Source organism: Gammaproteobacteria bacterium, assembly GCA_036383255.1.
Lineage (GTDB): Bacteria > Pseudomonadota > Gammaproteobacteria > Natronospirales > REEB76 > DASUBN01.
Window position 1 is genome coordinate 24364 of record DASVOS010000003.1, and the last position, 18991, is coordinate 43354.

Annotated in this window: 18 protein-coding genes and 1 tRNA gene; 7 read left to right on the forward strand and 12 right to left on the reverse strand. The window is 68.0% G+C overall.

The window, feature by feature from the left end:
* Positions 1-128 precede the first annotated feature (128 nt).
* The 10 genes from VF651_00435 to VF651_00480 all read right to left on the reverse strand — a co-directional run bounded on the left by VF651_00435 (position 129) and on the right by VF651_00480 (position 11435).
* Positions 129-1586: a DHA2 family efflux MFS transporter permease subunit gene (locus VF651_00435; GenBank protein HEX7964154.1), complete on the reverse strand. Its 1458-nt coding sequence runs from the start codon at positions 1584-1586 to the stop codon at positions 129-131.
* A gap of 74 nt (positions 1587-1660) precedes the next feature.
* Positions 1661-2560: a heme o synthase gene (gene cyoE, locus VF651_00440; GenBank protein HEX7964155.1), complete on the reverse strand. Its 900-nt coding sequence runs from the start codon at positions 2558-2560 to the stop codon at positions 1661-1663.
* A 20-nt stretch (positions 2561-2580) separates the two neighbouring features.
* Positions 2581-4032 carry a hypothetical protein gene (locus VF651_00445; protein ID HEX7964156.1) on the reverse strand — a complete coding sequence of 484 codons (1452 nt, stop codon included), beginning with the start codon at positions 4030-4032 and terminating at the stop codon, positions 2581-2583.
* Position 4033: 1 nt separating this feature from the next.
* Positions 4034-4870 (reverse strand): cytochrome c oxidase assembly protein, encoded by an 837-nt coding sequence (locus VF651_00450; protein HEX7964157.1) that lies wholly within the window; start codon positions 4868-4870, stop codon positions 4034-4036.
* Positions 4867-5298, reverse strand: a complete 432-nt coding sequence (locus VF651_00455; GenBank protein HEX7964158.1) for a hypothetical protein — start codon at positions 5296-5298, stop codon at positions 4867-4869. Before VF651_00455 ends, VF651_00450 begins: the two co-directional genes overlap by 4 nt.
* Positions 5295-5897 carry a cytochrome c oxidase subunit 3 gene (locus tag VF651_00460; GenBank protein ID HEX7964159.1) on the reverse strand — a complete coding sequence of 201 codons (603 nt, stop codon included), beginning with the start codon at positions 5895-5897 and terminating at the stop codon, positions 5295-5297. Before VF651_00460 ends, VF651_00455 begins: the two co-directional genes overlap by 4 nt.
* Positions 5894-7840 carry a cbb3-type cytochrome c oxidase subunit I gene (locus VF651_00465; protein ID HEX7964160.1) on the reverse strand — a complete coding sequence of 649 codons (1947 nt, stop codon included), beginning with the start codon at positions 7838-7840 and terminating at the stop codon, positions 5894-5896. The genes VF651_00460 and VF651_00465 overlap by 4 nt, the downstream gene beginning before the upstream one ends.
* A 36-nt stretch (positions 7841-7876) precedes the next feature.
* Positions 7877-8875: a cytochrome c oxidase subunit II gene (gene coxB / locus VF651_00470; protein HEX7964161.1), complete on the reverse strand. Its 999-nt coding sequence runs from the start codon at positions 8873-8875 to the stop codon at positions 7877-7879.
* Positions 8875-9474 (reverse strand): c-type cytochrome, encoded by a 600-nt coding sequence (locus VF651_00475; protein ID HEX7964162.1) that lies wholly within the window; start codon positions 9472-9474, stop codon positions 8875-8877. Before VF651_00475 ends, coxB begins: the two co-directional genes overlap by 1 nt.
* A gap of 8 nt (positions 9475-9482) precedes the next feature.
* Positions 9483-11435 (reverse strand): PQQ-dependent dehydrogenase, methanol/ethanol family, encoded by a 1953-nt coding sequence (locus tag VF651_00480; protein HEX7964163.1) that lies wholly within the window; start codon positions 11433-11435, stop codon positions 9483-9485.
* Between the two features lie 321 nt (positions 11436-11756).
* Between VF651_00480 and VF651_00485 the strand changes: the two genes are divergently transcribed.
* The gene (locus tag VF651_00485; protein HEX7964164.1) at positions 11757-12374 is read left to right on the forward strand and encodes a DUF4396 domain-containing protein; all 618 of its coding nucleotides are present in this window, start codon (positions 11757-11759) and stop codon (positions 12372-12374) included.
* A gap of 45 nt (positions 12375-12419) precedes the next feature.
* Here the strand turns inward: VF651_00485 and VF651_00490 are convergent, their stop codons facing one another.
* On the reverse strand, positions 12420-13475 hold the full coding sequence (locus tag VF651_00490) for a helix-turn-helix domain-containing protein (GenBank protein HEX7964165.1): 1056 nt from the start codon (positions 13473-13475) through the stop codon (positions 12420-12422).
* Between the two features lie 224 nt (positions 13476-13699).
* Here VF651_00490 and VF651_00495 point away from each other — a divergent pair, with 224 nt between their 5' ends.
* Both VF651_00495 and VF651_00500 read left to right on the forward strand, forming a co-directional pair.
* A complete protein-coding gene (locus tag VF651_00495; GenBank protein HEX7964166.1) occupies positions 13700-14290 on the forward strand; it encodes a GGDEF domain-containing protein in 591 nt (196 codons plus the stop codon).
* 98 nt (positions 14291-14388) lie between these two features.
* Positions 14389-15174 carry a DoxX family membrane protein gene (locus VF651_00500; GenBank protein HEX7964167.1) on the forward strand — a complete coding sequence of 262 codons (786 nt, stop codon included), beginning with the start codon at positions 14389-14391 and terminating at the stop codon, positions 15172-15174.
* Positions 15175-15384: 210 nt separating this feature from the next.
* On the opposite strand, the gene VF651_00505 is transcribed toward VF651_00500, so the two are convergent.
* Positions 15385-15460, reverse strand: a tRNA-Ile gene (locus VF651_00505).
* Between the two features lie 431 nt (positions 15461-15891).
* Between VF651_00505 and VF651_00510 the strand changes: the two genes are divergently transcribed.
* From VF651_00510 to VF651_00525, 4 genes are read left to right on the forward strand one after another with little or no spacing between them, the layout of a single operon-like run.
* Positions 15892-16365, forward strand: a complete 474-nt coding sequence (locus VF651_00510; protein HEX7964168.1) for a TlpA disulfide reductase family protein — start codon at positions 15892-15894, stop codon at positions 16363-16365.
* Positions 16366-16391: 26 nt separating this feature from the next.
* Entirely contained in the window at positions 16392-16616 is a 225-nt protein-coding gene (locus tag VF651_00515) for a DUF4266 domain-containing protein (GenBank protein HEX7964169.1), read from the forward strand.
* A complete protein-coding gene (locus tag VF651_00520) occupies positions 16607-18025 on the forward strand; it encodes a DUF3570 domain-containing protein (protein ID HEX7964170.1) in 1419 nt (472 codons plus the stop codon). The genes VF651_00515 and VF651_00520 overlap by 10 nt, the downstream gene beginning before the upstream one ends.
* Positions 18000-18914 (forward strand): FAD:protein FMN transferase, encoded by a 915-nt coding sequence (locus tag VF651_00525; protein HEX7964171.1) that lies wholly within the window; start codon positions 18000-18002, stop codon positions 18912-18914. The genes VF651_00520 and VF651_00525 overlap by 26 nt, the downstream gene beginning before the upstream one ends.
* Positions 18915-18991: the final 77 nt, after the last annotated feature.

The window sequence follows — 18991 nt, forward strand, 5'->3', positions numbered from 1 at the left end:
CTTTTATGTCACGTACACGCGATTATGCGGTGCGCGTGGAGCGCGCCGTATCGGGTGATTACCCGAGAGGTTATGTAATGGGGATTACGGATACCCTCCCTGGACCCCGCGGACCGAGCATAGCCCCATCATGGGCCGCCGGGAAGTACCGCCTTGGGCCGGCTCACGGCATCGCCGTCGCCGCTCCTGAGGGCCTGGAACACCAGGGTCGAGGCCACCGTGAGCACGCCGAGCACCAGGAAGCCCTCGTGGATGCCGTGGATCATCTGTGCCGGGTCCGCGTGGAAGCGGTCCGGGATGAAGGCGGCCGTCACCAGCGAGGCGCAGGCCACGCCGAAGCTGATGGACAACTGCTGCAGCGTGCTGGCGAGGGTGCTGGCCCCGCTGGTCTGGCGCGCGGTCACGTCGGCGTACACCAGCGTGTTCATGCTGGTGTACTGCAGCGAGGCGAAGAAGCCGTAGGCGAACACGTAGAACACCACCAGCGGCACCGGCGTGTCAGCGCCGATGGTGGCGAACAGCGCGATCATGACGCCGATCATCAGCGTGTTCGCCATCAGCACGCGCCGGTAGCCGAAGCGCGTGAGGATCTTCGGCATGGTGAGCTTGAGGCTCATGGCCGCGAAGGCCTGCGGCACCAGCATGAGCCCCGACTGCAGCGGCGTGAACCCCAGGCCCACCTGGTACAGCAGCGGGAACAGGAACGGGATGCCGCCCATGCCGAGGCGCGTCACGAAGCCGCCGCTCACCGCGGTGCGGAAGGTGCGCACGCGGAACAGCGCGAGCCTGAGCAGCGGGTGGGAGAGGCGCAGGGTGTGCAGGCCGTAGCCCGCCAGCAGCGCCGCGGAGATGGCGAGCAGGCTCAGCATCTCGCGCCCGCTCAGGCTGTGCTCGCCGAACACCTCCAATACATAGGAGAGCAGGGCGATGCCCGAGCCGAACAGGATCAGGCCGACGAGGTCCAGCGGCGTGCGCTTCGTCTCCCGGTAGTCCGGCAGGTAGCGGTACACCAGGTACAAGCCCGCCAGGCCGATGGGTATGTTGATGAAGAAGATCACGTTCCACGGCAGGTAGCTCACGATCAGCCCGCCCGCCACCGGGCCCAGCATGGGGCCCACCAGGCCCGGGATCGCGATGAAGCTCATGGTGCGGATGAGCTCGGAACGGCCGAAGGTGCGCACGATGGCGATGCGGCCCACCGGGATCATCATGGCGCCGCCGGCGCCCTGCAGCACGCGGCAGGCCACCAGTCCGTGGATGTCCGTGCACAGGCCGCAGAGGAACGAGCCCAGGGTGAAGATGCCGATGGCGGCGGCGAACACCCGGCGCGTGCCGAAGCGGTCCGCGACCCAACCGCTCACCGGTATGAACACCGCGAGGCTGAGCGTGTAGCTCGAGAGCACCGCCTTCATGCTGAGCGGCACCACCTGCATGGCCGCGGCGATGGCGGGCGCCGCGGTGTTGAGGATGGTGGTGTCCAGCGACTCCATGAAGAACGCCACCGCTACCAGCCAGGGCAGCAGCCGCCGGCTGAGCGCGGAGACGGGAGGGGCGCCGGGGCGGGTGACGGGCTTGGCGGTATCCATGGGTGTGCCCGTCAGGATACCGCGCCGTCACGGGCGGCGCCGTGATGCCGCGAAAGGTAAACCGGCCGGCCGCTTCAGCCCGCGGGCGGGAGCGGCAAGTGGTGGTCCACCAGCAGCGCGGCGAACAGCAGCGCGAGATACCAGAGGGAGAAACGGAAGGTGCGCAGCGGCAGCCGTTCGTCTTCGCTGGTCTTGAGGCGCCAGGCCTGCCACAGGAACAGGCCGCCCAGCACCAGCGCGGCGATGAGATACAGGAGGCCGCTCATGCCGATGGCGAAGGGCAGGAGGCTCACCGCCGCCAGCAGCAGCGTGTAGAGCAGGATCTGCAGCTTGGTGTGCGCCACGCCGCGGGTCACCGGCAGCAGGGGCAGGCCCGTCTTGGCGTAGTCTTCGCGGCGGTGGATCGCCAGCGCCCAGAAGTGCGGCGGCGTCCACACGAAGATGATGAGGAAGAGCGCGAGCGCGCCCGGGTCCACGTGCCCGGTGGCTGCCGCCCACCCGAGCAGCGGCGGCGCGGCGCCCGCGGCCCCGCCGATTACGACGCCCTGGGCCGAGGCGCGCTTCAGGTACACCGTGTATATCACGGCATAGCCCACCAGCGAGACGAACGTGAGCCATGCCGTGAGCGGGTTCACCTGCCACGCCAGCAGCGCGCTTCCCGCCAGCACCAGGGCCGCGGCGTACCCCAGCGCCTGCACCTGCGTCAGCCTGTGCATGGGCAGCGGCCGGTGCCGGGTGCGGTGCATCAATGCGTCGATGCGCCGGTCCAGCACGTGGTTGACCGCTGCGGCGCCGGAGGCCGCGAGCGCGATGCCGAGCGTGCCGAACACCAGCCCCGGCAGCGGCGGCCAGCCCGGCACCGCCAGGAACATGCCCACCACCGCCGTGAACACGATGAGCGAGACCACCTTGGGCTTGCCGAGCTCCAGGTAGTCGCGCCAGGCGGCGCGTTCCCCGGCGAGGCTGCCGGTCACGATGGGGGAAGGGGCGCTCATCAGAAGGTGTAGACCAGCCGCAGGCGGTCCTCCACGAAGGTGTTGCGCCCGCCGAAACCGCTGCGGAACACCAGGTCGTCACCCAGGGACCAGTCGCCGCCGCCGGGCTGCACCGCGAAGCCCAGGTCCAGCTCGTTGCCGGACTGGTCCGGCACGAGCTGCCCGCCCAGCAGGCTGTCGCCGGAGAAATGCGCCGGGCCGCTGTAGTCGTAGAGCGAGCCGTTGGCGCCGTAGTCCGCCACGTAGTGCATGAGCCGCAGGTAGCTGGATGCGTGCTTGCCGGGGTCGCAGTCCACCTGCACGCCGAAGCCGCGGCCCGGCCCCAGGTCCTCCAGCCCCACGTCGGTGGCGTCGTCGTAGAGCACTCCGCTCAAGTCGGTATAGGCGTGCAGCAGGCCGCCGTCGCGGAAGCTGCCGGGATGGTCCGGCGAATACTCCGCGAGCAGCAGCACGTCGCCCTTCGGCAGGTTCAGGCCCAGCTTCAGGCCATAGAGATCCGCGTCCACCGGTCCGGCCCGCGCGGCACCGGTATCGCCCTCCGTCGTGTATTGCAGCGCCAGCATCGGCCGCGGACCGTCGCCGCCCCACTTGGCGCCCTGCCAGCCCGCCTCGTAGTACTGCAGCCGCGCGTAGTCGAAGAAGGTGTAGTACCAGGCGCGCGCCATCACTCCCGCATCGGCGAGGTCGTGCCGGTACTCCAGGCCGGTGCTGAAGAAGCCGGGCGTGGCGTCGGGGACCGCCGGATCAGCCATGTGCAAGCCCGGCCCGTAGCGGTTCACGTCGGCGAAGCCATCGGAGAAGCGGCTCATGTAGCGCGTGATGCGCGCGAGATGCAGCTTCAGGTCCGCCGGCGCGCTCTTCGCGTCGTAGGAGAAGGAGGGCTTCACCGCCGGGTCGAAGCCGGACGGCGGGTTGCCGTCGGGTCCCGTGTTGTTGAACGGCGCCGCCGGGGGCTCGCCGGAATCCAGCAGATGCAGCGCCGCCGTGAAGCCGTAGAACGAACGGGTCGTGAGGCTGAACGCATCCCCGTTCGCGAACGGCGTGCTCAGCATCTGCCGGCCGAAGCGCAGCTGCAGCTTGGACTTCTGGAACTGCAGGTAGGACTCGGCGAGCTGGTTGAGCGGCGGCAGGTAGGGATTGGGTTCGGCGTAGTGGATGAGCCTCTGCTGGGTGAACACCGACACCCCGGCGCTGAAGCCGCCGACGCTGCCGCTCCTGAGCAGCACGTCGCCGCCTAGCACCGTGGCCTGGCTGTCGTGGCCGCTGTCCTGGGGCTGGTTGGGGTAGGGCGCGTTCTCGTCATTCCAGCGGCGGTTGTCGTAGAGCCGCGCGCGGCCCGAGACCGTGCCGTCCATGAGCTGGGACCATACGCTGTCGGCGTCACCGGCGTGTACGGTGGCGGGCAGGAGTGACAGCAGAGCGATCAAGAGCAGCGCTACGGCGATGGACATCTCAATGGCCTCCGACGGCGGGCAGGATCAGGCGTGACACGGTGGCCTGTGCTTCGCGTTCCGCCTGACGGAGCCAGCCCAGGAACAAGGTGGCGAGGGTGGTGACGTGGACGAGCCCGGCCGGTATCCACATCACGAGCCCGGCGATCTGCTGGTCCTCGAGCGGGTCGAGGCCCCACGGCAGGACGGCATGGGCATAGAAGGCGTAGAGCGGCCGCGGCGCGAAGGTGAGCAGCGCGCCGAGGAAGCCCATCTCCACGCTGAACGTGGCCACCAGCAGCATGCAGGCCGGGTAGTCCTGCCGGCGCCGATAGGGCTCGATCACCAGCGACCAGAACATCAGCGAGGTGACGAACAGGCAGGCATGCTCGAAGGTATGGATGCCCTCGTCTTCCAGCGCCCAGCCATAGGGCCCTGGCAGGTGCCAGAACACCAGCGCCAGGCTCGACAGCAGCCACACGCTCACGGGGTGCATGAGCAGGCGGAAGCCGGTCGCGAAGCCGCCGCTCCAGACGCGGCCCAGCACGCGCCGGCCCCGCAACGGGAAGGCCCACAGCCAGGCCGTGGCCGGGCGCGCATAGACCAGCAGCGGCGGTGCCAGCAGCATCAGCATGAGGTGCTGCAGCATGTGGGCGGAGAACGAGCGGTCCGCGAAGCCGTCGAGGGGCGAGAGCAGTGCGAAGAAGACGGCGGCGAGGCCCGCGGCGAAGGCCGCGCGGCGGCGTGCATCGAGCAGGCGCCGGCGTGAGCGCATGCGCAGGAGTCCCGCGAGGTAGGCTCCAGCCGCCAGGATGAGGGCGAGCAGCACCGCCGGCTGCCAGTCCCATTCCAGGTTCACAGACACAGCCGGAACACGAACACCTGCGTCGATGCGGACAGCAGCGCCAGCAGGAACAGGCTGCTGCTCAGGATGCCGGCCATGGCCATGAAGCGGGTGCGGCCCTCGCCGATGTCCAGCAGCCGGTGGCTTGAGCCCTCCCGCTCCTTGTGCACCCGCGCCCACGCGGCCGCCGACACCAGGAGCGCGACGGCGGCGAGCAGGATGCCCGCCGCATCGGTGACGAGCAGTATCCCGCGCGGGTCCGCCCACATGGACGTGTCCAGCGGCCGGTCGCCGGGGAAGCAGGCGTGGCCCGCCACCGCGGAACCCACCATCAGCTGCAGGGTCCAGGCGAAGGGCGCGGCGAAGATGCCGAACAGCAGCCAGCCGAAGCCGAAGCGCTCGCGGTGCGGCGCGGGATGCTGGATGCGGGCCGGCGTGCTCATGGGCTGAGGCGCGGCACGATGAAGAAGGTGAAGAAGACCGCGAGCCACACCACCGTCACGAAGTGCCAGTACAGGCCGGCGATGGTGACGGCGGAGTGGCGTCGCGGGCCGAAGTAGCCGAGGCATGCCCACACCAGCGCCACTGCCAGCATCACCATCCCGACCGCCAGGTGCGCCAGGTGGAAGCCGGTGATGATGAAGTACGAGGAGCTGTATACGTCCGTGCTCGGGGTGGCGCCCTTGTCGTGCCATTCCCAGAGCTCGAGGAGTATGAAGAGCGCCGCCAGGACGATGCTGATGGCGAGCCCGGCGATGAGCCGTCCGTTGGCGCCTTGCTTGATGCCGCGCTCCCCCCAGTACATGACGAAGCTGCCGGCCAGCAGTACGAGCGTGCCGGGGGCCGAGAGGCGCAGCGTGGGCGGCCCGCCCAGCGGCCACACATGCAGCGAGTGCGCCATCAGGTAGTAGTAGCTGAACAGCAGGTAGCCGAACACCGCGGCCTCGCTCGCCACAAGCGCCACCATGCCCCACCAGCCGGAGGAGCGGCGGCCCTTGCTGCCCACCGGCAGCTCGCGGAACTCATCCACGGCCTGGTTCATGGCGCATCCTCATCGAGCGTCTGCACCATGTAGCGGTGCGGCCACAGCCAGGCGATGCCGCACGCCAGCGTGCCGGCACCGCCCAGTCCCGCCAGGACCCAGCAGGCCAGCGCCGACACCCCGTGGATGGAGAAGCCCAGGAACACCACCAGCAGTGCCAGCGACACCAGCAGCGGCATCAGCGACTCGCGCGGCATGCGCAGGATCGCGTCCGGTTCCGCGTCCACCGGGGTCGTGCCCAGCGTCTCGCGCTCCTTCGCCAGGAGGTAGCCCTCATCGAGCGAGCTCGCCACCGCTTCTTCCCTGAGCCGCCCGTCCCAGAGCGGATGGCGGCTCGCCACCACCGGGATCACCGCGAAGTTGTAGGCGGGCGGCGGCGAGCTCACGCTCCACTCCAGCGTCGGGCCGTCCCAGGGGTTGGGGCCGGCGGGCCTGCCGCGCCAGCGGCTCCACACCACGTTGCTGAGGAACAGTAGGACGCCGGCGGCGAACAGGTAGGAACCGAGGGTGATCACCAGGTTGGTGCCGCCCCAGCCCGTGTCCGCCGCGTAGGTGTAGATGCGCCGCGGCATGCCCTGCAGCCCGACGATGTGCATGGGGAAGAAGCCGAGGTTGAAGCCGACGAACATCACCCAGAAGCTCCACTTGCCGAGCTTCTCGCTCATCATCCGTCCGGTCATCTTGGGGAACCAGAGGTGCACGCCCGCGATCACCGGGAACACGTTGATGCCGATGATCACGTAGTGGATGTGGCCGACCACGAAGTAGGTATGGGTGAGCTGCCAGTCCAGCGGCACCGCCGCGGTCATGAAGCCGGACACGCCGCCGATCACGAACAGCAGCACGAAGCCGGCGAAGAACAGGAACGGCGCCGTGAACTGCGGCCTCCCGGTCCAGACGGTGGCGATCCAGGCGAACACCGCCACCGCGCTCGGGATCACTATGATGAAGCTCGCCGAGCTGAAGAACGAGGCGGCCGTCATGGGGATGCCGGTGGCGAACATGTGGTGCACCCAGACGCCGAAGCCCAGCACCATGGTGGCGATGGTGGATAGCACCACCGCCGAGTAGCCCACCAGCGGGCGGCGGCAGAAGATGGGGATGCCGTCCGAGACGATGCCCATGGCCGGCAGCACGATCGCGTACACCCACGGGTGGCCGAACATCCAGAACAGGTGCTGCCACAGCAGCGGCTGCCCGCCCTGGCTCACGTCGTAGAAGTGGGTGTTGAATTGCCGGTCGAACCACAGCAACGCGAACGCCAGCGATACCGCCGGCACCGCGAACAGGTTGCCCATGGCGGCGGTGATGGTGCCCCAGACCAGGATCGGGATGCGGTTGATGGACATGCCCGGCGCGCGCAGCCGCACCAGGGTCACGATGAAGTTGATGGCGGCACCGGTGGTCGAGATCCCCAGCAGGATCATCGCCATGGCATAGACGTCGATGTTGGGTCCGGGGTTGTAGGGCTGGGAGGCATAGGGGACGTAGTTGTACCAGCCGTTGTTGGGCGCCCAGCCCGCGGCGAAGCTGGCATAGAACAGGAGGCCCGAGAACAGGAATATCCAATAGGTGAAGGCGTTGAGCCGGGGGAAAGCCAGGTCTCGGCAACCGAGCAGCAAGGGCCACAGGTATACGCTGAACCCGGTGAGCACCGGGAACGCGTACAGGAAGATCATGGTGATGCCGTGCATGGTGAAGAGCTGGGCATAGGCTTCCGGGGTCAGCACATGCATGTCCGGCTGCATGAGCTGCCAGCGCATCACCGCCGCCTCGAGCCCTCCCAGCAGCAGGAACACGAAGGCGGTGATGAGATAGCGCTTGCCGAGCTCCTTGTGGTCCACCGTGGCGAGCCAGCCCTTCAGGCCGGGTGAGGTCTCCCACAGGGCCTTCAGCTTCGCGGCATGACGTGCCGCCTCGTCGCGGGTGACGAGGGCGGGGATGCGGCGTGCGTCGGTTGCCAAGTTCGTGCTCCGGTCTCAGTGCAGCGTCTGGAGATAGGCAGCCAGCTCCGAGAGCTCGCCGGCGGAAAGCTGCACCGTGGGCATCTGCGTGCCAGGCTTGAACCGCTGCGGTGCGCTGACCCAGTCCTTGAGGTGCTCCGGATCGTTGGGCAGGGTGCCGGCGGCGAGGGTGCGCCGGCTCATGAGGTGGGTCAGGTCCGGTCCGACCACGCCGCCGGCGTTGCCGCCGCGGATGGTGTGGCAGCCGGCGCACTTGTCGTCGAATACGCGCTCGCCGCGCTCCAGCCTGATGCCGGCGGGCGGCGCGGCGTCGGCGAGCTGGGACTCCTTCCAGGCCTTGAAGCCGTCCGGCGTGTCCGCGATCACCTGGAAGGCCATGTGCGCGTGCTGCGCGCCGCACAGCACCGAGCACTCGCCGCGGTAGACGCCTGGCCGGTCCGCCTGCATCCAGGCGACGTTGATCTGGCCGGGGATCACGTCCATCTTGCCGGCGAGCTTGGGCACCCAGAAGGAATGGATGACGTCGGGGCTGCGCAGCTCCAGGCGCACCGGCTCGCCGGCCGGGATGTGGATCTCGTTGGCGGTCAGGAAATCGCGGTGCGGGTCGGCGCCGTCCGGGTACTCCACCTCCCACCACCACTGGTGCGCGGTGACCTGCACCGTGAACGCCGCCGGCCGCGGCGGCCGCCGCACCTTGGCGATGGCCGCCAGGTTCCAGCCCATGCACACGCCGAGCACCACCACCGTGGCGCCGACGCCGATGTAGATGAAGCTCAGCCCGCCGCGGTCGCGCTGCAGCGTGCGGCCGGCCTCCCCGCCGGGGCGCCGCCGCGCCAAGGCCCAGACGAGCAGCAGCGCGACGATCACGATCACCGCGATGGACACGCCGCCCATCAGCCAGCCGAGGTGTGTCAGTGGATCGGCGGCGGGGCCCGCAGTGGTGAGGTAGGCCAGGGGCTCGTCGGCATGGGCCGGCACGGCTGCCAGCGCGGAGAGGATGAGCCCGTATCTCATCAGCGCGGCCGGGTCGCCGGCGGCGGCGGGTTGGTGGGATTGGGCGGTGCGGCCAGCGGCGGGGGCGGCTGCACCTGGTCGTAGGCTTCCGGTGCCTCGTTCTCGCCGTCCGCGTCGCCCTGCGGCGCATGCTTGTAGTAGTCGGCCGGGAAAGCGCCGCCGAAGGATTCCACCACCGTCACCAGCTTCCAGATCTGGTCGTTGGTGAGCTTCTCCCCCCAGGCCGGCATGCCCTGGGGCCGCCCGTCGTGGATGGTGTTGAAGATCTGGATCGGCAGGCCGCCGTAGCGCCACTCCGTGTCGGTGAGCGTCGGCGCCATGTTGCCGGAGCCGTCGTAGGCGTGGCAGTTGGCGCAGTTCATCTTTATGAAGAGCTGGTAGCCCTCCTCGCGCGCCCGTTCGTCACCCTCGTAGGGGTTGCGTGTCGCCAATGCTTCCGGGCTCAGCACCTGGCCTGCGGCATGGCCCAGCGGCACCGGCACGGACTGGCGTGACGAGGGCGTGGTGTCCGCCGCCGTGTTGCTGCCGCCCTTGGAGTGGCCGCAGGCCGCCAGCAGTGCCGCCAGCACCAGGTATATGAGTGTCGAAGATCTGGACATGCCGCACCTCACCGGTCCGCGCCCGGCGGCGGGTATTTCTTGGTCCGCTTCTTGGCTCCCGGCGGCGGCGGATCGGACAAGGGCTTGGGCGGCCACTTGCCCTCGGTCAGCTTGCCCGGCGTCTCCAGGAAGTCGCCGCCGTGCGCGGTCGCGCCCTCGCCGTCGATGGAGAACACGTAAGTGGTGTTGCCGCGGGCCGGGAACTTCGCGCCGTAGACTGCGGCCTTGTCGGCCTGCACCATGGCGGCGCCGCCGACGCCCGCCGTGATGGCGATGTACTGGCGTCCATCGGGCCCGAGGTAGGTGATGGGCTGGCCGATGATGCCGGACCCGAGCTTCTGCGACCACAGCACCTTGCCGCTCCACGCATCCACCGCGCGGAACCAGCCGTCGGCGGTGCCGTAGAAGACCACGTCGCCGGCGGTGGCCAGCACGCCGCTCATGGTCATGTATTTCTCCTTGATGGCCCACATCTTCTTGCCGGTGATGGGGTTCCAGGCCATGAACTCGCCGGAGTAACCGCCCGGCGCCGGCATGCGCTTCATGTTCATGCCGTCGTAGGGCGTGCTCGGCATGTAGCTCACCTTGTTGTCCAGGAGGTTCATGCACAGCGTGAAGTGATCCACGTACACGAGGCCGGTGCGCGGCGATGCGGCGGAGGGCTGCCAGTCCTTGCCGCCGATGTCCGGCGGGCAGAGGTTCTTCAGCGTCACGCCGGCGTGCGGCTCCATCGCGGGGATCACGCCGGGCATGCCGCTCTTGAGGTCCACGCCGCTGGACCAGTTCTGGGGCGCGAAGGGCTCCGCCACCAGCACCTCGCCGGTGGTCCGGTCGATGGTGTAGGCGAAGGCGTTGCGGTCGAAGTGCACCAGCACCTTGCGCGTCTTGCCCTGGAACGGCAGGTCCATGAGGAGGTTCTCGTTCACGCCGTCGTAGTCCCACTCGTCATGGGGCGTGAACTGGTAGGCCCATTTCGCCTCGCCGGTATCGGCGTCGCGCGCGAACACTGCGCTGGTCCAGAGGTTGTAGCCGGGCCGCTGCTCCGGCACCCTCGGTCCCGCGTTGCTGGTGCCGTGGTAGATGAGGTTGGTGTCCGGGTCGTAGGAGATCCAGCCCCACACCGCGCCGGTGCCGTGCTTCCACATGTCCGTCGGCCAGGTGGAGACGCCGAGGTCCTTGCCCTGCATCCACCTGTAGAAGGGGTGGAAGTCCGGGCCGATCTTCACTTCCTTGTCGGGGCCGGTGCTGTAGGCGCGCCACAGTTCCTTGCCGCTCTTCACGTCGAGCGCCGCGATCCAGCCGCGCACGCCCATCTCGCCGCCGCTGTCGCCCACGTAGACCTTGTCCTTCACCACGAACGGCGCCATGGTCATGGTCTCGCCGGTCATGATGTTGCCCATCTTGGTGCGCCAGGCCTGCTTGCCGGTCTTCACGTCCACCGCGACGGTGTGGTCGTCCAAGAGGTTGTAGATGATCTTGCCGTCGGCGTAGGCCATGCCCCGGTCCACCGCGTCGCAGCAGGCCTTGCCGAGGGCCAGCGGCACAGGGTTGGGATCGAACTCCCACTTGATCGGATGCCCCGGCTGGGCGAGGTCCAGCGCGAACAGCTTGTCCGGCCACGGCGTCAGGATGTACATGACGTTGTCCACCACCAGCGGCGCCGCCTCCTGGCCGTACTGCGTGCCGTTGGAGAAGGTCCAGGCGATGCGCAGGCGTGCGACGTTCTTGTCGGTGATCTCGTCGAGGTCGCTGTAGCGGGTGTTGGCCCAGTCGTGGGCCTGGCTCAGCCACTGGCCGTGAGGCTCGCCCGGCGCGAAGTTCAGCTTCGCGCCGGTGAGGCTGGCATGGGGCGCCGGTTGAGCGGCGCACACGGCGGCGGCCAGCGTGAGCAGCAAGGCGACGCCGCGCACGAAGACTCTCTTGCCGCAATCCCTTGCGCGCGCCGAAGTCTTCTGTCGCATGTGCTATGCCCGCTCTTCTTGATGAACCAGGAGACGCGACCGTAACGCCCATCCCGTGCTCAGTCTGTGCGCCGTCACACAATTACACGCATGTTTTGCAATGCAAATCACATCAGCGAGCCGATGCTTATGGCAGCCGATGATGCGCTGGGTCGTCGCAGGCACCCTTGCTCAGGTGATGCCCCCAGAGTTTATGGCACGCGATGGAGCGGATGTTCTCCCAGTTGACCAAAGCAGCGTAGCGTTGCGGCATGATGACACCTTCATCGTCCCAGGCCGCCGCTCTTGTCTTATGCCCATCCCTTCTTGCATCCGATCGCGATGCTCGCGATCGGTATGGCGCTCATCTGCGCGCTCGCCGTCAGTCTCGACCTGCTGCGGCATCCGCAGAAGATGTGGATCATGGATCTGGTGTGGCCGGTCTCCATGCTCTATCTCGGGCCGTTGGGTCTATGGATCTACTGGCGCATAGGTCGCGCTTCCGGCGGAGGCAACACGCTGTCCTGGCAAGCGGCCCTCAAGGGCTCGTTGCACTGCGGTGCCGGCTGCACGGTGGGTGACTTCATCGGCGAATGGCTGGTGTTCCTGCTGGGCGTCACCGTGCTGGGATCGGACCTGCTCGCAAAGTACGTCTTTGCATTCATATTGGCCTACGCCTTCGGCATCTTCTTCCAGTACTTCTCCATCGCACCCATGCGCCACCTCTCGCCCGGTGCGGGGATCGTGGCGGCGCTCAAGGCGGACACGCTGTCGCTGGCGGCGTTCGAGGTGGGCATGTTCGTGTGGATGGCGGTGACCCAGAAGCTGCTGCTGCCGGGTATTGAACCCACGTCGGTGGAGTACTGGTTCATGATGCAGCTCGCCATGATCCTCGGCCTCGCCACCACCTTGCCTGTCAACGCCTGGCTGATCCGTAAAGGCTGGAAGGAGCGCATGTAGCCGTGCACCGGACCGCAACGGCCCGGTGCAACGCGGGTCTGGGGGTCAGGCCGAGGCCAGCTCGCCGCGGTCGAAGTTCATGCGCGCGAAGCGCATGCGGTACTCGGCCGGTGTCATGCCGGTGTGGCGCTTGAACAGGCTGCGGAAGAACGTCAGGTCCTCGTAGCCCACCTTGCTGCACACCGCCTGGATCGAGGCGGCGCCGTGCTCCAGCATCTCGCGGGCGGCACTGATGCGCAGCGTCTGCAGATAGGCGCCGGGCAGGCGCCCGGTGGCGGCCTTGAAGCGGCGGATGAAGTTGCGCGGGCTCATGCCGGTGCGTGCCGCCAGCGCCTCGATGGATACGTCGCGGTCGAAGTTCGCCTGCAGGTAGCGCTCGGCCTGCTGGATCGGCGCGTCCGAGTGCGGCGGCGAGAGCTGCGACATCGCATAGCCGGACTGCCGCCCGCGCGGCATGCTGAGCAGCAGCGACTTGGCGCACTGCAGCGCAACCTCGTGGCCGCAGAACTTCTCCACCAGGTATAGGCTGAGGTCGATGGAGGCGTACACGCCGCCGCTGCAGAACAGGCCGCCGTCCTCGGTCACGAACTGCTCCGGCTGCCAGTCCACCTTTGGGTAGCGCTGGCGCATCGCATCCGCCAGCGCCCAGTGTGTGGTGGCCTCGCGTCCGTCCAGCAGGCCGCCCTCCGCCATGAACGCCACACCGGTGCAGACGCCGGCGATGTAGGCCCCGCGCTCGTGCTGCGCGCACAGCCACGGCACCAGCGGCCCATGCTTCGCGAGCTGCTCCACCATGTCCCAGCCCGGCGTCGCGACGATGACGAGGTCGGTCTCGGCGACGTCTTCCAGCGCGCTGTCGGCGCGGATGTTCAGCCCATGCCCGCTCACGATCGGCGCCCCGCCGAGGGAGGCGGTGCGCACCCTGAAGCGCGGCTGCGGCGTCTCGCCGTGCAGCCAGTTCCAGACCGCGCCGGCGGAATGGAATATCTCCAGCGGCCCGATGGCGGTGGAGGCGAAACCTCCCTCCAGCAGCAGCACCGTCACGTCCATGGGCTTGGCGGCGGAGGCGGTACGCGGCTTGGAGACGGATTTGTCGGCCATAGGGTCCTCCGGACAGGGCCCGCGCTATGGGGCTGAAGTTCGCTGCTGGCAGTATAGGAGGAGGATGACAGTTTTGACAGTGTAGCTGGCTGATATTGCCACCCCCTCACCCTTGCAGGGGCTTGGGGCACGGGGGTCTGTCCCCACAGTCCGGCGATTTCAGGTTTTGCGCGCCGGGGTTTCAGGGATACCCGGATACGGACGGAGGGGGCCGGCATGGTCTGATGCGCCCGTACTCAACCACAGGGATCGTGACCATGTATGACAGCTATATAGACGCCGCCCGCCCCCTGCAGGCGCCCATCACCGTGTTCCCCAACCGCCAGCGCTTCGAGACAGGCGTGGCCCGCCTGCTGGAACGGGAGGAGTGCGCCGTGCTGCACGTGGCGATACAGGGCGACCCCGCCGGTGACGGCGTCGTCTCCCTGCGCATGCTCAACCTGGTCGGCAATACCCTGCGCGCCTGCCTGCGCGGCGGCGCCGTGGCCTACCTCGGTGACGCGGAGTTCGCGGTGCTGCTGAGCGACACCGACGCGCGCCAGGCCGCCAACTATGCCCGCACCGTGTCCACCATCGTCGCCAGCTTCCACGTCATGTGGGGCGGCGAGATGCACTCGGCCCATGCCAGCATCGGCGGTGTCATGGCCGAAGGCTGCGCCGATGGCGCCGCGCTGCTGGCCGATGCCATGGCCGCGAGCGAGTTTGCCCGCGGCAAGGCCGGCAGCAAGGTGCATCTCGTGCACGGCCACGGGCAGGCTCATCCGGGACCGTCCCGTCTCGCCACCATCGCCGCGGAGAACAGCCTCGCCGGATGAGATCCGCCGCGCGACGGGTCCATTTCGAGGCCCCGCCGGAAACTTCCGGGCTCCAGGTCCTGTCCTAGACGACAGTACTGGCTGTGGAGGAGAGGCCGATGCGCATCGTGAGCCCGGGTCATGCGGTCTTCGCGGCGACCCTCGCAGCCATCGGCATTGTGGGCCTGGCGCGGCCCGAGTACGCCGCCATCTGGAACGGGGTGCCCAAGGATTTCCCGGCACGCGGAGCCTTGCCCTATCTCTGCGCCCTCCTGGCCATTGCCTGCGGCCTCGGGCTCCTGTGGCCGCGCACCGCGGCGCCTGCAGCCCGGGTGCTGCTCGCTTGGCTACTGGCCTGGATGCTGCTCTTCAAGGGGCGCTTCATCCTCCTCGCGCCACTGCAGGAAGGCTCCTACCAGAGCATCGGCGAGAACGCGGTGATCGTGGCGGGCGCCTGGGTGCTGTTCGCCTGGTTCGCCACGGATTGGGACCGGCAGCAGCTCGGCTTCGCCACCGGCGAGCGAGGCCTGCGCATCGCGCGCGCGCTCTATGGCTTAGCCCTCATCGCCTTCGGCCTGTCCCACTTCTTCTATCTGCAATTCACCGCGCCGCTCATTCCCGACTGGCTGCTGTGGCCCGTGTTCTGGGCTTATTTCACCGGCACCACGTATCTCGCAGCAGGCGTCGCGGTGCTCACCGGCGTGTGGGCGCGGCTCGCCGCCACCCTCGCCGCCGTGCAGATGGGGTCGTTCCTGTTGCTGGTGTGGCTGCCTGTCTTCCTGGCCGGCAAGATGACCGGCTTCAACTGGGGCGAGGTCACCGTCACCTTCGCGCTGGCGGCGGGTGGCTGGGTGGTGGCGGAGAGTTATCGCGGCGTGCCGTGGCTCGCGGTGGGCAAACGCTAAGAAATTTTTGTGGGCTCACCAGGCGAACCGCGAAGCGGTGCGCGCGGCGCCTGGCGCGCCGCCGTCTATACCCAGGGACGGGCCGGCTGGTATCAGCAACGGATTGGTGGGCCCACTAGGGCGAACCGCGAAGCGGTGAGCGCGGCGCCTGGAGCGCCGCCGTCTATACCCAAGGACGGGCCAACTGGTATCGATTCTATAGCAACGGATTGGTGGGCCCACCAGGACTCGAACCTGGAACCAAGGGATTATGAGTCCCCTGCTCTAACCATTGAGCTATAGGCCCGAATCTCACTAAACCGTCCCTGGTGCGCCTTCCTGCCCGAGCTTCCATGCTCGGGCGCGCGCAGCTTCGCTGCTCGCCCCCTGCTCTAACCATTGAGCTATAGGCCCATGCGCGCGCATTGTACCTTGACCCCGCCCAAAGTGATTTCGAAGCGGATCGACGCGGCTTTTCTGGCAGAAATCAGGTAGGCAAGTGCTAAGGCGGTTTCCAGGTTGCCTGGATGAGCGGGTTCGCCGTCGCGATTGATTCGCATTCATCTCGCTAACGTGACGCAGTTCACAGCGTGCCACCCGCTTAGACTACTAAGAATCTAGTAACTCCTTGATGTACTGCGATTTTGCTTTTGGAATAAAAATTCACGCCATTGTGTCTTGAGCATGATATTACCGCCCTAACATAGAGGAGAAGGTGGCCAGGGGCGGGATGGGGCCATGCTTCGACTGGAGGGTTTCGTCATGCGCCGTTTCGTGCTGATGCTGCTGGTGGCACTGCCGCTGGCACTCGCGTGGCTTCCTGCGTCCGCAGCCGCGCCGCTGGACCTCGCTCCCTACAAGGGCAAGGTCGTCTACCTCGACTTCTGGGCCTCCTGGTGCAAACCCTGCCGGCAGTCCTTCCCGTGGATGAACGCAATGCAGAAGAAGTACGCGGGCGACTTGGTGGTCGTGGCGGTGAACCTGGACGAGGTACAGGCCGACGCGGCCCGCTTCCTCAAGGAGACCCCCGCGGACTTCACCGTGGTCTACGATCCCGAGGGCAAGTCCGCCGAGCAGTACGGCATCATCGGCATGCCGAGCTCCTTCGTCATCGGCCGTGACGGCCAGGTGCTCAAGAAGCACCAGGGATTCTTCGAGGACTCGCCCGGCAAGTACGAGGCGGAGCTGCGCGAGATCCTGGGCAAGCAATGAGACCGTATTCGACCGAGGTACCTGCCATGAGAAAGCTTGGATTATTGTCGGTCGTCGCGGCGCTGGCCGTGCTGCTGGGCGGTTGCACCAGCCTCGGCGTGAAGCCCTGGCAGCGCGGTAACCTCGCCAAGCCCGAGATGGCCCTGAACTGCGACCCCTTGAGCCTGTCGTTCGATGACCACATCTACTTCTCCAAGGAAGCGATCAGTGGCGGCCGGGGATTCGCCGGCGGAGGCTGCGGATGCAACTGAAGCGCAAGCAACGCCGCAAGCTGCGGCAGACGCTGCTGGCGTCGAGCTGCGCGCTGCTCGGCACCGCGGGCACCGCCCGCGCCGCCGACGGCGACTGGAGCTTCGATGCCGGCGTGCTCTATTACTCCGAGGTGGACCGGGTGCGCGCCATCGAGCCCGCGGTCATCGTCAAGCGCGACCTGGGCGACGACGCCTCGGTGAGCGCCCGCGTGGTGAGCGACACCCTGAGCGGTGCCACCCCCACCGGCGCCATGCCCGCCAGCACCGGCACCACCGTCACCAGCCCCTCGGGCCAGTCCGGCAACGCGGCCGGCGCCGGCAAGACGCCGCTGGACAGCAGCTTCCGCGACCAGCGCTATGGCCTCAGCGTCACCTGGTCGCGGCCCCTCGCGCAGCTCTGGCGCCTCGACCTCGGCGCGAACTACTCCACCGAGCACGACTTCCAGTCGCAGGGCATCAACCTGCTGCTGGCGCGGGACTTCAACGAGCGCAACACCACCGTCTCGGCCGGGGTGTCCTTCGAGTCGGACCTCATCAAGCCCATCGGCGGCATCCATCAGCCCCTCAGCACCATCAAGCTGCCGCCGCCGCCGGAACCGGAAGACCCGGAGCCCGACATGGCGGCGATGTTCCCCCAGGGCGTGATGCCAGCTTCGGATGAGGGCGGCGGTGATGGGAACGGCGAGGCCGCCAACGGCAACCCCGCCATCGCCTCCAGCGACCACAAGCACGTCAAGGACCTCTTGCTGGGCGTCACCCAGGTGATGAACCGCGACTGGATCGTGGCGCTCAACTATTCCTACAGCCGCTCCGACGGATACCAGAACGACCCTTACAAGGTCGTCTCCATCATCAACTCCCATCTGGGAGGGTTCTTCCCGGGCGGCCCCGGCGGCGGGTTCGGGCCGGCCCTCGGCGACCCCATCAGCAACATCTACGAGAACCGGCCCTCGACGCGGGTGAAGCACGCGCTCTACCTGCAGAACAAGGCCTACCTCGGCGGCCAGGTGCTGGACTTCTCCTACCGCTACGGCTGGGACGACTGGGGCATCAAGTCCAGCACCTATGAGCTGCGCTACCGCATCCCCTTCGGCGAGAGCTGGTACGCGATGCCGCACCTGCGCTGGTACCACCAGAGCCAGGCGGACTTCTACCACCGCGGCCTGCTCGACACCGACGTGGTGCCGCAGTACGTCAGCGCCGACTACCGGCTGGCGGAGTTCAGCGCGCGCACGGTGGGCATCGAGTTCGGCACCGCGACCTCCTGGGGCGGGCGCGCCAGCGTGCGCCTCGAGCACTACGTGCAGAGCGGCGGCTCGGATCCGCACGTGAACATCGGCGTGCAGCAGGCCTATGACCTCTTCCCCGAGCTCAAGGCGGACATTGTCCAGTTCAGCGTCTCCTTCTGAGACGCTGCCGCCCGGGCTCAGCCTGGAGCGGGATGGCGCGCTGTGGCGCGCCAGGTTCACCGCCATGGCCTGCCCCTGCGAGGTCCTCATCGACACCGGCGATGCCACGGCGGCGCGCCGCGCCGCCGTGGCGGTGGCGACCGAGGCCTGGCGCATCGAGAGCAAGTTCAGCCGTTACCGGGACGACAACGTCGTCCACGCCATCAACCACTCGGAAGGTAAGCCCGTGGAGGTGGACGGGGAGACCGCGCGGCTGCTGGATTTCGCGGCCCATTGCCACGCCGTCAGCGGAGGCCTCTTCGACGTCACCTCCGGCGTGCTGCGGCGGGTGTGGAAGTTCGACGGCAGCGACCGGCTGGCGGACCCGGCGGCGGTGCGCGAGGTGCTCAAGCTCGTGGGCTGGGACAAGGTGGAGTGGCGGTCGCCGCGCCTGCGCCTCGCGCCCGGCATGGAGATCGACTTCGGCGGCATCGGCAAGGAGTACGCGGTGGACCGCGCCGCGGCGCTCGGCGCCGAGGCCGGCGGCGCGCCGCTCCTCGTCAATTTCGGCGGCGACATCTACGCCAGCGCCCCGCGCCGCGACGGCCAGCCCTGGGCGGTGGCCATCGAGACCGTGGCCGGTGCCGGCGCGCCGTTGCTCAAGCTCAAGCGCGGCGGCGTCACCACCAGCGGCGACGCGCGCCGCTATCTCATCAAGGACGGCGTACGCTACGGCCACATCCTGGACCCGCGCTCGGGCTGGCCCGTGAAGGACGCACCGCGCTCCGTGACGGTGCTGGAAGCGAACTGCACCCAGGCGGGCCTGCTCTCCACCCTGGCGATCCTGCAAGGGAAGGGCGCCGAGAAATTCTTAAAAAAGCAGGGCGTGGATCACTGGATAATGAGATAACCCGGCTCCGCTCGCGACGCTTTTCAAAGAGCGCCAAAAGAAAAGGCCGCATCGCTGCGGCCTTTTCCTTTCTCTGA